Source organism: Hymenobacter sp. IS2118 (genome assembly GCF_000715495.1).
Lineage (GTDB): Bacteria > Bacteroidota > Bacteroidia > Cytophagales > Hymenobacteraceae > Hymenobacter.
Window position 1 is genome coordinate 1 of the sequence record NZ_JNLX01000184.1, and the last position, 12,593, is coordinate 12,593.

Below are 12,593 nucleotides of genomic sequence, written 5' to 3' on the forward strand. Positions count from 1 at the left end.
AAATACCCGCCGCAAAAGAGTGGAGAAATCTCCAAAAGCTAAGTGTACCACAGTCTGTGCGCGACGAAAGCAGCCCAGCTACTGGCCGCTGGTGGCACCTACAGGTGCGTACTGCAAACGCCGCCCTACCTTCGCCCGCATGTCCGCACCCACTTTGCAGCGCCGCCTCGGCCTCACGCAAGCCACTGCTCTTAATATGATTGACATGGTGGGCATCGGCCCCTTTGTCACTCTGCCACTCGTAATGGGTTTTATGGGGCCGAATTTCCTGCTGGCCTGGCTGGTGGGCGCGGCCCTGGCCGCCGTCGACGGCCTTATCTGGAGCGAGCTGGGCGCGGCCTACCCCGAAGCCGGCGGCTCCTACCGCTTCCTCAAGCTGGCGTATGGCGAGCAGAAGTGGGGCCGCTACATGTCGTTTCTCTACGTCTGGCAGACGCTCATTCAGTCGCCGCTGGTGCTGGCTTCCGGCGCCATCGGCTTCGCCCAATACTTCGGCTACCTCGTGCCGATGACCGAATGGTGGCAGCCCAAAGCCGTGGCCGGCGCCGTGGTGCTGCTGCTGGTCGTGCTGCTCTACCGCCGCATTGAGGACATTGGCCGGCTGGGCGTGATGCTGTGGGTGGCCGTGCTGGGCCTCATCGGCTGGCTGATTTTTGGTGGCCTCACCCACGCCAACCATTCCGTAGCCATCATCCCGGAGGGCGGGTTCACGGCGCTGCCGGGCCTGCTCATTTCGGTGGCCATGGGGCAGGCCGTTGTCAAAAGCATCTATTCCTACCTTGGCTACTACAACGTGTGCCACCTCGGGGCCGAAATTAAGAACCCCGAGAAGGTGATTCCGCGCAGCATCTTCCTCAGCATTCTGGGCATTGCCGCGCTGTATCTGCTCATGAACTGGAGCGTGGGCACGGTTATCTCGTGGCAGGAAGTGCAGGGCTGGCAAACCAGCGCCGGCGACAAGTCGCAGTTCATCGTGAGCGTGTTTGTGGAGCGGCTTTACGGGCCGGCGGCCGCCACTTTTGCCACGGCCATGGTGCTGTTGGTGGCCTTCGCGTCGCTGTTTGCGGTGCTGCTGGGCTACTCGCGCATCCCCTACGCGGCGGCGGCCGATGGCGAGTTTTTGCCAGTCTTCGGCAAGCTGCACCCCACCAAGAACTTCCCGTACGTGTCGCTGCTCATCCTGGGCGGCGTGGGCTTCGTGTTCAGCCTGCTTTTCCGGCTGGGCGAGGTGATTTCGGCCATCCTGGCCATGCGCATTCTGGTGCAGTTCGTGGGGCAGGCCGTGGGGCTGGTGCTGCTGCGGCGGCGGCGCGGCACGGCGTCCCTGCCCTTCAAAATGCCGCTCTACCCGCTGCCCGTCGTCCTGGCCATCATCATCTGGCTGTTTGTGTTCGTGGGCATCGCCCCGGCCGAAGTCACCTGGTTTGGGGTCACGTTCAACCTCTACTTCCAGGCCGCCGCCTTGGGCATGATGGCCCTGGGCACGGGCGCCTTCCTGCTCTGGAGCCGCCGGCTGGGGCGGTGGCCGTTTGCCCCACCGGTGTCATAAAATAACTTGTCAGGCGGGCAGCAACAAGTCGTTTGGCCGCTGTCTGGCCCCGTAAATCAGCAGGAAAGATATTTCAGCGTCCGTCACCCGGTAAATCAGCACGTACTCGCGCCGAAAAACGGCCCGCCAGTAGTCCCGTTCAGGGTATTGGCGCACCGGATAATGAGGGTGTGCCTGAGGAAAAGGCGCAATAATATCGCAGGCAAAATCAATAATGGAAGTGCTGGTTTGTCGCCCACGCGCCGCATCAAACTGACTGTGATAGGCTTGAATCGCCGCCAGTCCATCCAGAAATGCTGGGGTTAGATTAACCTCGCGGAGACTTTCGCTCATCAACCCAGTCGCTGCCGGGCTTCGGCAAAAGACAAGCGGGGCTGTGCGTCAGCGGCCACAATACGGGCTTCCAACTCGTCGTCCGACGAAGGCTGCCACGGCGCGGCCACCGCAAAGCGGATAACGTTGCGCTTCGATAAGGCCTCTAAAATAGCCACCACCATTTCCTCATCGTCGGGCGCGATAATGTCGAGCGTGTAGGTTTTCATGCTTCAAGGTATAACCAAAGGCCATAACTGGTTCAGTAGCCGGCCGCTGCTACCCCAGCCACCAGCCCAGCCCGCCCGCCACCAGGGCCCCGGTCAGCGTGTTCAGGAAGTTGACTGCGTTGTTGCTCAGCATGCCGCGCCGTTCCAGCGTTGCGCCCAGCACCGAATCCAGCAGGTTGCCGGCCGTGCCCGCCACCAGCAGCCACCAAAAGGCCGGCCCCCAGCCGAGGCCCGTGCAGTAGGCCGCCGCCAGCACCGCCGTGCCCGCCAGCCCCAGCGCCGTGCCTTCCACACTCACCACGCCGTTGAGGCCGCGCGTGTCGGGCTGCAGCGTGAGAATGTGGTAGTAGCGCCGCCCGTACAGGTTGCCTAGCTCGGAAGAAAGCGTATCGGCCGTGGCGGCGGCGAAGCTGCCAGCCAGCACGAGGCCGGCCAGCGGCGCTGCGGTAGGCAGCCGCCATGCCAGCAGCCCCAGCAGGCCCGCCACGCCCGCATTGGCTACCACCTGGCCGGCCGTGCGGCGGCCCTTGTTCTCCTCGGCCAGCCCGAGGTGGCGCTTGTCGGCCACGCGCCAGCCGGAGGCGGCCGTGCCCAGCGCGAAAAACAGCCCCAGCAACCCCAGCCCCGTAAAGCCGCCGCCCAGGTAAATCAGCAGGCCCAGCACCCCGCCGGTGGCCGCCGCCGCCGTGGTCAGCTTGCCCGCCCGCACGCTGTAGCCCATGCCGAAGCCCAGCACCGCCACCACCAAACCAAGTCGAAATAAATCCATTACCCCACCAGCTTCTCGTAGCAGAAAAACCGCAGTCCAGGCCGAAATGCCAGCGTAATCTCGCCTGCAAACCGGTAGCCCAGCTTCGGAAACAGCCGCTGCGTGGCGGCGTTCTCGGAATTGGTATCCACCCGCGAAACCTTCAGGCCCTGCGCTATGGCCTGCGTTTCGGCCTGCTGCATGAGCGCCAGCGCCACGCCCCGGCCCTGTGCCGCCGGGGCCACGGCCAGCCGGTGCGTCACCAGGGCCGGCTCGGTCACGTCCCAGTCGGCCTGGGCGTACTCGGCGTCCTGGTCCTGGGTGAGGGCGGCCACGCCGGCCACCGCGCCATCCAGCTCCGCCACCCAAAGCTGGCTTTTGGCAATGTCAGCGGTGAAAACGACTTCGTTCGGGTAATCGTCCGTCCATTGGAAATTGCCGCTGGCCTGCATCAGCGGCACCACGCGGCGCACAAGGGCCAGGATGGCGGGCAAGTCGGCGAGCGCGGCGCGGCGGGTAAGGAGCATCGGCTGAGGGTTTGGGGCCGAAGCGCGGTAATGCTTCGGCAGAATGCCCGCAAAATAAGCAGCCCGGAAGTCCCTGATTCGTGAGAGCCTCCGGGCTGCTGGTTTCGCGTCGCCCTCCGCGTAACCCCATCTTCCCCTCCGGGGGAAGGGGAACTAGCCGTAGATTTTAGACTTGTTCCTAAATACAGAAAAGTATAAAATCGACGGTCATGCTGAGCGCAGCCGAAGCATCTCTACCGCTTCGTTGAGTCGATTAGATTAGTTGCGCGGTAGAGATGCTTCGGCTGCGCTCAGCATGATTCGATTTTTTCGTTTTTGCTTATTCGGGAACAAGTCTTTTAGCTTAAAAACCAGCCTTGCGAGACTAGAAACTAGTCCCCCTTCCCCCGCAGGATTCCGCGCATCAAGCGGAGGGGGGTTAGGGGATGGGGTTACGTTGTCTGCGTAAACTTTTTGATATCCCCGCTGGCGATGTAGGACTTGCCATCCGGCGCGGTATTTACGTGCTCTACCACGAATAGCGTGCTCTCGTCGCGAATGCCGCGGGGGAAGCGCATGTTCCAGCTCGGGTCGAAGCCGTCGCTCACCACGCGGGCGCGGAGCTTGCTGCCGTCTTTCACGCACTGAATGAGGATGCCCGTGCCGATGGTGTCGGTTTCCTCCAAATCGGCCAGGGTGGTGGCTGGTTTGGCCGGCCGCGAGCTGCTGCTGGTGCTCCGGCTGCGTCCGCCGCCGTGGTGGCCGCCGCCGGCCAGCGGGTCGGTTTCGCCGGCCCGCACGAGGCGCGTGATGGTACCCTTGGCGCGATAGAACGTGCCGTCGGTGCTGCGCTCCAATTCGTCCACCAGATACTGCGCGCCCTCGGCCCGAATGGCGCGCGGGAACTGAATGTTCAGGTCCTCGAAGCCATTCGAAACTACCCGCACGCGCAGCTTGCCGCCCTCGCGAAAGCACAGCAGCTCCACGCCGGTACCGGCTTCGGCCACCACGGGCAGGGCGTAGGCGGCCTGGTCCACGCTCACGCCCCGGCCGGCCAGGTCAGTTCGGGCGCGGCGGCCCTGGAAGGCCTGGTCGCGCAGCTCCTTGCGGCTCTCGTTGTCGAGGTGGCGGCTGGCAATGCGCTGGGCGTAGTGATTAATCTGGTCGATTTCCTCGGCAATCTCGAAGTGCTCGTGCAGGCCTTTGGCTGTCAGGCCGGCTACCAGCTGCTGGAGCAGGGCCTCGGCCTCGGCGTGCTTGCCGGCATCGGCCAGGTCCACGGCACGCTCCTTGTCGCGGGCAATGCGCAGGCGGGCCAAATCCAGCATCACGCCGCCATCCGAAGCCGCCGCCACGGCCTCAATGGGCCCGGCCGTAACCTGCACCGTGTGCTCGCCCGAAATTGCCTCGATGATGCCGTTGCGAATGGCATCGGCGCGGTAGGCAATGTGCAGCAGCTGGTGGCCGCCGGCGGGCAGCGCCGGCAGCTGCAATTGCAGGCCCAGCGGCTTGTCCTCGTTCTCGTGCACATCGCCCAAATGCAGTACCATGCGGCCATCGGCCTGCGGCTCCTGCCGGGCCAGGCTCAGCACGTCGGCAATAACGGCTCCATTCAGTGGCGTGAGCGTCACGGTCAGGTTTTGGGCGGCAATGGCCTTGAGGCTGTCCAGCTCAATACCGAAGACATCGGCCGCATCGTCCAGGCTCTGAATAAAGTAGAAGTTGCCATTGGCTGCCCGCGCCATGCCAATCAGCAAGTCTTCCTCAAAATGGCTGCCGAAGCCCAGCGTGGTCGTCGTGATGCCTTCCTCGGCTTTGGTGGCGGCCGTTTTTATCAGCACCGCCGAATTGGTGATGCCATTGTTGGCCTGCCCGTCCGTGAGCAGGAGCACGCGGTTCACATGCTGGTCGGTTTTGTGCCGGGCCACCAGCTCGCAGCCGCGCAGCCAGCCGCCGCTCAGGTTGGTGAGACCGCCGGCCCGCACGCCCTGCAATACCTTTTTAATGGCCGACTTATCGGTCACCAGCTCTGCTTCCAGCAAGGTGTTCACATGGTCGTCATACACCACGATGCTCAGCCGGTCGTTGGCGGCGAGGCGGTCCACGAAGTCGGCTGCGGCTTGCAGCGCGTAGCGGAGCGGGGCTCCGGCCATGCTGCCGCTGCGGTCAATCACGAGGGCTACGTTGAGCGGCCGACGCTGCGGGTTGGGCACATATTCCCGAAAATTCAATAGCAAGCTGGCCATATCAGCCATGTTTTCAAGAAGTACCGGCGTGGCGGGCTGCTGGGTGATTTGCATGATGTGAAAAGTTTGTTTGAGGAGAGATGAGCGATAAAGAAACGTCATGCTGAGCGAGGCGCAGCGCAATCAAAGCACGACCTTCTGAAGGGTTATGTTTCTATCAGCGGCTGGTAGTCGTGCTCGTTTTCGAAGCCGGCCAGCCACGCGGCCGCCCGGCGGCAGCTGCGAATGTGCGGCGGCACCCGCAGCACGTACGTATGCGCCGTCGACGGGCAAATGACGCGCAAGGCCACCACCGGCTCATCGTCTTCCAGCGGAATACTGAGCAGCTGCCGCTCGCCGCCCGCGTCCCGGTCGCGGTCGATAATGAGGCCGCCCACTTCCTGTACCAACCGGTCGAGGCCGAAGCGTTCGAGCAGCAGACGCCGCCGCGTCACGTTGCGAATGTTGAGAATGTCCACGCCTTTCAAATCCTCGGGCCGGAAAGCGGTGCGCTCGTCCACTGCCGTGCCCTGCCAATGGATGTTCACGCGCAGGCCGCCGGGCAGCCCGGTCAGGCCGCTGCCGGCCACTTCCACCCAGTGCGTAAGGTGGATGGTGGCGGGCAGCTGCGCCAGCTGCGGGCAGTTGCTCACATCCAGGGAGCGGGCCGTGAGGCGCTCGGGTAACTGGCGCAGCTGGCGGCAGCCGCTCAGGTTCACGGTTTCGCGCACCAGCCAGTCGCCGGTCACTTCCCGGATGGCGGTGCGGGCGGCCTGCACGCTGGTGGCCCGCAGGCGCTCGGGCAGCAGCTCCAGATTGGGGCAGTCACTCACGTCGAGGTGGGTGCATTCCAGCAGGCGGGGCAGCTCGCGCAGGCGGGGCTCGCCTCGCAGCCGCAGCGCGCCGTTCACAATCAGCTCCTCGGGCAGCCGGCCCGACAGCAACAAGGCCCGCGCCGCTTCGGGCGTAGCGCGCACCGGGCCGCTGGTGGGCTGGGCATACGCCGGAGCCGGCGGGCCCGGCGGGCGCGAGCCAAACGGTGCGGCCGGCTCGGCGGCCTGCGGGGCAGCAGTAGGGGGCCGGCGCAGTTGCCGTCTGCGGGCGTTGATGCTGAACATGGAGCGACAGGTTAGGTAAGGAGCTGCTGGTAAGCAGGCGCTCTGGAAACTAACGTTCTTCGGTTTTGACCGCTTGTTTTTGATTGTTTGTCAAAAGTCGACGAAACCCCAAAGGCAAGCAACCAGAAATTGCAATTAATCTATTACGGTACGGATAGCCGTGGGGGTGTACTCGCGCTGCTGCCACACCCGGTACACGCCTACGGGCAGCTCTATAGGCCGGTGTTCCTCGTGCACCACCGTGGCCTTGTGGCCCGCTACCACCAGGTACAGCTCCTTGCCATGCACGTAAAAGCTGGCCACGCCGGCTTCCTGAATGCGGTGGGTGTGGCCGGTGTGCTCGCCGTGGGCCAGCACCAGCCCGGCGCGGGGTGAAGCACCAGCGGGCAGGGCGGTGACCGGAGCAATCAATACATCGCCGTGGCGATACAGAAAACGGGACTGATTCATGACGTTTTGCTAAAATGGTTTGCTAGAAATTTTTAACAAAAGCCGCTTGTAGTGGTATTGGCATTTGTTAATGCAATAATACGCAAACTTCTTCAGCAAGACTACAAAAGCTGGAATTAATTGCCAATTTATTTAGTAAACCGCCTGGTAGTAGATAACCATTACGCCCTCAGCCGCTGGCGCGCGTCTCTGATGCGTGACTCACTGGTTTCGCGTTTCTGAGGCGCGGGCCCGACGAAACCAGCCGGTGCGAACGGCGGCGTTTGGAAACGCCAAGCCAGTGAGTCACGCGTCAGAGACGCGCGCCAGCAGCTGAGGGCGTAAGGCCTAATAGAAAAGGGACACGCTGCATATCAGCGTGTCCCTCTCAAAAATCAGCCGAAGCAAGCCTTTGTTTCCTTGCGGTACTACCGGGCAGGCTGGTGCCTTATTACTTATCCACGGCGCAGCACGGCCGCCGCCTCCTTGGCAAAATAGGTCAGGATGACATCGGCGCCGGCGCGCTTGATGCTGGTGAGCACTTCCATCATCGTCTTTTCCCCATCGAGCCAGCCGTTTTGGGCAGCAGCTTTCACCATGGCGTACTCGCCGCTCACGTTGTAGGCCGTCACGGGCAGGTGGGTGCGCTCCTTAATGGCGTGAATCACGTCCAGATAGCTCAGGGCGGGCTTTATCATCACCATGTCGGCTCCTTCTGCCTCGTCGAGAGCCAACTCGCGCAGGGCTTCGCGCTTGTTGGCAGGGTTCATCTGGTAGCTCTTTTTGTCGCCCTTTTTCGGGGCCGAATCCAGGGCGTCGCGGAACGGGCCGTAGAATGCCGAGGCATACTTAGCTGTGTAGCTCATGATGCTCACGTGCTGGAACGCATTCTCGTCCAGCACCCGCCGAATCCAGGCCACGCGCCCGTCCATCATGTCGCTGGGGCCGATGATGTCGGCGCCGGCGCGGGCCTGGGCCAGGGCCATCTGGCCCAGCACTTCCAGGGTGGCATCGTTGAGGATTTCGCCGGATTCGGCGTCCACCACGCCGTCGTGCCCGTCGCTGCTGTAGGGGTCCATGGCCACATCGGTCATCAGCACCACGTCCGGAAACTGGCGCTTGATGTCGGCCACGGTCTTCAGGTAAAGCCCGTCAGGATTGGCCGATTCGCGGGCCAGCCGGTCCTTCAGGTTGTCGTTGATGCTGGGAAAGGGGGCGAAGGTTTTGATACCCAGCTCCACGCATTGCCCCACTTCTTCAATGATTTTATCAGCCGAATACCGGTAGATGCCCGGCATGGATTTTACTTCCACCTGCTGGTTCCGGCCTTCAATGAGAAACAGGGGAAAGATAAAATCGTGGGTGGTGAGGCGGGTTTCCTGCACCATATCGCGGATAACTTCGGACTTGCGGTTGCGGCGGGGGCGGTGGGTGGGGAGCATAAAATCAGCGGGACGGGCCGGGCCCGAAAATCAAAAGGTGATGTAGTAAGCGTGCCTGAACAAGCAGCGTGGGACCGCAAAGTTCACCCCGGCCCCTCAGACTATCGCCCGAATGGGTCGAGGTAGGCCACCAGCACGGCCACGGCGGCCAGCCCGGCCACAATGGCCCACACCAGCCCGCCGCCGCTCAGCACCAGTCCAAGTATTGCCACGGGAAGGGCAATGAGGCCCAGCACGCCCAGCACCGTGGTGCCCAGCCCTGCTTCTGCGGTTGCCTGCGGCCGGTGCAGCCACTGCCGCCGATGCACCGCTGCCGGTGCGGAAGTCAGCACCACGGCCGCCTCGCTGGCCACGAAAGGCTGTTTCGCTGGTCTTGGTGGCACGGCACGGGGCATTTTGTTCAGCAAACGAGCAGCTACGCGTGGCGGCGGCGTGGCCAGCGGTGCCGCTTCTGTCGAAGCCTCTGCCGCCGCCGGTGAGGCCATCAGCACGGCCGGCAAATGGCGTGGCGGCGTCTGAAACGAAAAGCTGGACCGGCTGCTCTGGCAGCTGCTGGCCAACCCAGCAGAAACCGCTAAAAAGCCTAAAAACCGTAAGCGAACGAAACGAAGGCGCGTAGTAAAAACCATAGAGAGAGCGAAAAATAGAAGCTGCGTTGGGCTCTACGAATATCGGACTAGTTCCGCTGCCCAGCGCTCAGCTTTTCGGCGGCCCGCCAGCCGGTGCCGGCGCCCAGCGCCACGCCCATGCCATTGCAGCGCACGGCGGCCAGCACCCCCGGCCGTACCCAATCCACAATCGGAGCCAGCGCCGGCCCAAAACCCATCACCCCGCTCCAGCGGTAGTCGATGCGGAGCCGCTGGCCGGGCAAAATAACGTCGTGCAACAAATTTTCAAGGTAGTGCTGCACGGTGGGCGTGAGGCCGGGCTCCGTGGTTTCCTCCGCCCCAAAATCGAGATTGCGCCCGCCACCCAGCAAAATGCGGTGGTCCGGCAGCTGCCGGAAGTAGGCGTAGCCGTGGTCGTAGTGGAACGTGCCGGGCAGGCGCACGTCCGGCAGCGGCTCGGTTACCAGCACCTGGCCGCGGCCGGGCACGATGGCCAGCTCCGGTAGTAGCTCGGTGGCAAAGGCATTGGTGGCCAGCAGCACTTGGCTGGTTTCGATGGTGGCGCCGTTGGCGAGCCGCAGCAGGTGCTGGCCGTTTGGCGCGGTTTCCAGGGCGGCTACCGCACAGTTGGTGAGTACGGGCACCTCCGCGGCCCAGGTGCGAGTGAGCAAAGTGCGCATCATCCGGCCGGCATCGAGGCTGCCCTCCGCTTCGTTTTTGAGTAAGGTGCCTACACCCCGGAAGCCAAACCGGCCGGCCTCCGCGCTGGCATCCCGGAAGGTGCGCCGGTGGCCCGTGATTGCCGCCAGCAGGTTGTTGAAGTAGCTTATTTTTTCCAGGCATTCGCCGGCCAGCGCGGCTTCTTCGTGCCGGAACAGCTCGTAGCCGCCCACGGGCTGGTAGTCCAGCGCGGCGTCGCCCAGCAGCTCGCGCAGCCGGGCCAGGCCGGCGTACCGGGCGGCCACCACTGCTTCGAGGTCGCCGCGCTTCTCCTGCTCAATCAATTCCGAAATCGACCCAAAGCAGGCGAAACCGGCATTTTTGGTGCTGGCGCCGCTGGGCAGCGCGCCGCGCTCCAGTACCACCACGCGCCAGCCCGGCCGGCGCTGCTTCAGGTACAGCGCTGCCGTCAGGCCGACCAGTCCCGCCCCAATAATGGCTACGTCGGCCGGGCCGAAAAAGGATTGGTGTTCCCAGTAAGAGAGGTTGGCCGCTGACATGGCTAAAGAAAAATCTGTCGTCCGGAGCTAGCGAAGGACCTTATCCGGTCAGCACATTGCCTTCAAACGTGATAAGGTTCTTCGTAAGCTCCGGATGACAGAAAACTTAAAACGCCAGAATAACTTCCTCGATTACGTCGCAGGCTTCGTGCAGCTGCTCCTCCGTAATCACCAGCGGCGGGGCAAAGCGGATGATGTCGCCGTGCGTGGGCTTGGCCAGCACGCCGCGCTCCATCAAGGTCACGCACACGTCCCAGGCCGTGCGGCCGTCGGCGGCGGGCACAATCACCACGGCGTTCAGTAGGCCTTTGCCGCGCACCAAATCCACCGTTTCGGGACGTTGGGCCTGAATCTGACGCATCCGCTCCCGGAAAATCTCGCCCAGTCGGGCCGCGTTCTGGGCCAGCTTTTCATCAATCAGCACATCCAAAGCGGCCCGCATCACGGCGCAGGCCAGCGGGTTGCCGCCAAACGTGGAGCCGTGCTGGCCGGGCTGAATGGTGAGCATAATGGCATTGTTGGCCAGCACCGCCGACACCGGCAGTACGCCGCCGCTCAGGGCTTTGCCCAGAATGAGCACGTCGGCGTGCACGGCTTCGTGGTCGCAGCATAGCAGCTTGCCGGTGCGGCCCAGGCCGGTCTGAATTTCATCGGCGATGAACAGCACGTTGTGCGCCCGGCACAGCGCCGCCGCCTGGGCCAGGTAGCCCACGGCCGGCACCATCACGCCCGCTTCGCCCTGAATGGGCTCCACCATAAACGCACAAACGTGCGGGTCTTTCAGCGCCTCCTCCAACGAGGCAATATCGTTGTAGGGTACCACCTGGTAGCCCGGCATGTAGGGCCCGAAGCCGCCGGTGCTGTCGCCATCGGTGCTGAAAGAAATGATGCCCGTGGTGCGCCCGTGGAAGTTGTGCTCGGCCACCAGAATACGGGCCGCGTTGGGCGCAATACCCTTCTCCTGGTAGCCCCACTTGCGGGCCAGCTTCAGGGCAGTTTCCACGGCTTCGGCGCCGGAGTTCATCAGCAGGGCTTTGTCGTAGCCGAACAGCTCGCAGAGCTGCTTCTCGGCGGCGCCCAGCTGGTCGTTGAAAAAAGCCCGCGAGGTGAGCGTGAGCTGCTGGGCCTGCTTGGTGAGGGCCTCAATAATGCGCGGGTGGCAGTGGCCCTGGTTCACGGCCGAGTAGGCCGACAGGAAGTCGTAGTAATGCTTGCCGTCCACGTCCCACAGGTGCACGCCTTCGCCCCGGTTCAGCACCACGGGCAGGGGGTGGTAGTTGTGGGCGCCGTACTGGTCTTCGAGCTGCATCAGCTGTTCGGCGCGGCTGGAGGTGGCGGTGGAGGTTTGCATAAGCAGGTGGGAATAATAGGTGAGGCCCGAAATTACGATTTTTTGGGCCGTCAGGGCAAATTCGGTCTATCGAAAGGGCAAGCTTTCCAGTTGAAGGGCGGTATCGCGGTAGCGGCCCACGTAATTGCCTTCTTCGCGGCCACTGGCGCGCAGCAGAGTCCAGTCCACTACGGCGGCTTCCGGAAAACTCACGGGCAGCGGCTCGGCCGGGCTGGCGGTGCTGGCCTCTTCCGGCAGCAGCAGCGCCTGCACCATATTGCCCCGCCAGCCCAGCACCCGCGCCGACGCTGGCCGGAAGCTCGTGTCCGAGGCCATCACCCGCACCGTGAGCAGCAGCTGGTCGCCCTGGGGTAGCCCGGCCTGAAACCGTTTTTTGACCTGCGGCAGGGTGCGCTGCGCTTCCCGAAGGGGGGCGGTAAAAGCCGCTTCGTCGCGAACCAGGGCGGGGCGCAGGCCAGCCGGGGCCGCAGCCGCGGTGAGCACCACCGGACGCACGTTCTGAGCCGCCACTGCCGGGGCCTGCAACCACGCCGCGCCCACCAGCAGCGGCAACAAAAAACAGGAGCGTGAAGTCATCGCAAACAACCAAATGTGATACTACAAGATAGCGCCGGGCGTACTTCCAACGCGGTCGGCTGTAACTTTGATTCCCCGATGCCAACTCCCGTTCCCCAGCCGCTGCAGCCCGGCGATTTCTACTACACGCCCGAGGGCTACCTCGTCTTCACCGAGCAGTACCACCGGCGCCGGGGCAGCTGCTGCCAGAGCAGCTGCCGGCACTGCCCCTGGAATTTTAGGCCCAAAACAGGCCGTCAGGGCGCATCTGGGCAGAAATAGCTTATGGTGCTTGGTGAA

Annotated in this window: 14 protein-coding genes; 2 read left to right on the forward strand and 12 right to left on the reverse strand. The window is 63.5% G+C overall.

The window, feature by feature from the left end:
• Positions 1 to 139: 139 nt before the first annotated feature.
• Entirely contained in the window at positions 140 to 1,549 is a 1,410-nt protein-coding gene (locus GM79_RS19730; RefSeq protein WP_035567302.1) for an APC family permease, read from the forward strand.
• Between the two features lie 9 nt (positions 1,550 to 1,558).
• Here GM79_RS19730 and GM79_RS19735 read toward each other — a convergent pair whose 3' ends face one another.
• The 12 genes from GM79_RS19735 to GM79_RS19790 all read right to left on the reverse strand — a co-directional run bounded on the left by GM79_RS19735 (position 1,559) and on the right by GM79_RS19790 (position 12,314).
• A complete protein-coding gene (locus GM79_RS19735) occupies positions 1,559 to 1,882 on the reverse strand; it encodes a type II toxin-antitoxin system RelE/ParE family toxin (protein ID WP_035567303.1) in 324 nt (107 codons plus the stop codon).
• On the reverse strand, positions 1,882 to 2,091 hold the full coding sequence (locus GM79_RS19740; protein ID WP_035567304.1) for a hypothetical protein: 210 nt from the start codon (positions 2,089 to 2,091) through the stop codon (positions 1,882 to 1,884). Before GM79_RS19740 ends, GM79_RS19735 begins: the two co-directional genes overlap by 1 nt.
• A 49-nt stretch (positions 2,092 to 2,140) precedes the next feature.
• Entirely contained in the window at positions 2,141 to 2,860 is a 720-nt protein-coding gene (locus tag GM79_RS19745) for a DUF92 domain-containing protein (protein WP_035567305.1), read from the reverse strand.
• On the reverse strand, positions 2,860 to 3,366 hold the full coding sequence (locus tag GM79_RS19750; protein WP_035567306.1) for a GNAT family N-acetyltransferase: 507 nt from the start codon (positions 3,364 to 3,366) through the stop codon (positions 2,860 to 2,862). The genes GM79_RS19745 and GM79_RS19750 overlap by 1 nt, the downstream gene beginning before the upstream one ends.
• A gap of 431 nt (positions 3,367 to 3,797) precedes the next feature.
• Positions 3,798 to 5,645 carry a vWA domain-containing protein gene (locus GM79_RS19755; RefSeq protein WP_152560102.1) on the reverse strand — a complete coding sequence of 616 codons (1,848 nt, stop codon included), beginning with the start codon at positions 5,643 to 5,645 and terminating at the stop codon, positions 3,798 to 3,800.
• Between the two features lie 92 nt (positions 5,646 to 5,737).
• A complete protein-coding gene (locus GM79_RS23380; protein WP_051719105.1) occupies positions 5,738 to 6,688 on the reverse strand; it encodes a DUF6745 domain-containing protein in 951 nt (316 codons plus the stop codon).
• A 135-nt stretch (positions 6,689 to 6,823) separates the two neighbouring features.
• A complete protein-coding gene (locus tag GM79_RS19765; protein WP_035567307.1) occupies positions 6,824 to 7,138 on the reverse strand; it encodes a hypothetical protein in 315 nt (104 codons plus the stop codon).
• Positions 7,139 to 7,572: 434 nt separating this feature from the next.
• Complete coding sequence (hemB, locus tag GM79_RS19770; RefSeq protein ID WP_035567308.1) at positions 7,573 to 8,559, reverse strand: porphobilinogen synthase; 987 nt, start codon at positions 8,557 to 8,559, stop codon at positions 7,573 to 7,575.
• Positions 8,560 to 8,660: 101 nt separating this feature from the next.
• Positions 8,661 to 9,119 (reverse strand): hypothetical protein, encoded by a 459-nt coding sequence (locus tag GM79_RS23385; protein WP_051719106.1) that lies wholly within the window; start codon positions 9,117 to 9,119, stop codon positions 8,661 to 8,663.
• Between the two features lie 116 nt (positions 9,120 to 9,235).
• Positions 9,236 to 10,387 carry an NAD(P)/FAD-dependent oxidoreductase gene (locus GM79_RS19780; RefSeq protein WP_035567310.1) on the reverse strand — a complete coding sequence of 384 codons (1,152 nt, stop codon included), beginning with the start codon at positions 10,385 to 10,387 and terminating at the stop codon, positions 9,236 to 9,238.
• A 106-nt stretch (positions 10,388 to 10,493) separates the two neighbouring features.
• Positions 10,494 to 11,738 (reverse strand): ornithine--oxo-acid transaminase, encoded by a 1,245-nt coding sequence (gene rocD, locus GM79_RS19785; protein ID WP_035567311.1) that lies wholly within the window; start codon positions 11,736 to 11,738, stop codon positions 10,494 to 10,496.
• Between the two features lie 66 nt (positions 11,739 to 11,804).
• Complete coding sequence (locus tag GM79_RS19790) at positions 11,805 to 12,314, reverse strand: hypothetical protein (RefSeq protein ID WP_152560103.1); 510 nt, start codon at positions 12,312 to 12,314, stop codon at positions 11,805 to 11,807.
• A gap of 78 nt (positions 12,315 to 12,392) precedes the next feature.
• Here GM79_RS19790 and GM79_RS19795 point away from each other — a divergent pair, with 78 nt between their 5' ends.
• Entirely contained in the window at positions 12,393 to 12,575 is a 183-nt protein-coding gene (locus GM79_RS19795; RefSeq protein WP_035567314.1) for a DUF5522 domain-containing protein, read from the forward strand.
• Positions 12,576 to 12,593 lie beyond the last annotated feature (18 nt).

Bases quoted from the DNA above. Each gene is read 5' to 3' on its own strand.
- GM79_RS19730 (WP_035567302.1), top strand. From the start codon at position 140: ATGTCCGCACCCACTTTGCAGCGCCGCCTCGGCCTCACGCAAGCCACT.
- GM79_RS19735 (WP_035567303.1), bottom strand. From the start codon at position 1,882: ATGAGCGAAAGTCTCCGCGAGGTTAATCTAACCCCAGCATTTCTGGAT.
- GM79_RS19740 (WP_035567304.1), bottom strand. From the start codon at position 2,091: ATGAAAACCTACACGCTCGACATTATCGCGCCCGACGATGAGGAAATG.
- GM79_RS19745 (WP_035567305.1), bottom strand. From the start codon at position 2,860: ATGGATTTATTTCGACTTGGTTTGGTGGTGGCGGTGCTGGGCTTCGGC.
- GM79_RS19750 (WP_035567306.1), bottom strand. From the start codon at position 3,366: ATGCTCCTTACCCGCCGCGCCGCGCTCGCCGACTTGCCCGCCATCCTG.
- GM79_RS19755 (WP_152560102.1), bottom strand. From the start codon at position 5,645: ATGCAAATCACCCAGCAGCCCGCCACGCCGGTACTTCTTGAAAACATG.
- GM79_RS23380 (WP_051719105.1), bottom strand. From the start codon at position 6,688: ATGTTCAGCATCAACGCCCGCAGACGGCAACTGCGCCGGCCCCCTACT.
- GM79_RS19765 (WP_035567307.1), bottom strand. From the start codon at position 7,138: ATGAATCAGTCCCGTTTTCTGTATCGCCACGGCGATGTATTGATTGCT.
- hemB (WP_035567308.1), bottom strand. From the start codon at position 8,559: ATGCTCCCCACCCACCGCCCCCGCCGCAACCGCAAGTCCGAAGTTATC.
- GM79_RS19780 (WP_035567310.1), bottom strand. From the start codon at position 10,387: ATGTCAGCGGCCAACCTCTCTTACTGGGAACACCAATCCTTTTTCGGC.
- rocD (WP_035567311.1), bottom strand. From the start codon at position 11,738: ATGCAAACCTCCACCGCCACCTCCAGCCGCGCCGAACAGCTGATGCAG.
- GM79_RS19790 (WP_152560103.1), bottom strand. From the start codon at position 12,314: ATGACTTCACGCTCCTGTTTTTTGTTGCCGCTGCTGGTGGGCGCGGCG.
- GM79_RS19795 (WP_035567314.1), top strand. From the start codon at position 12,393: ATGCCAACTCCCGTTCCCCAGCCGCTGCAGCCCGGCGATTTCTACTAC.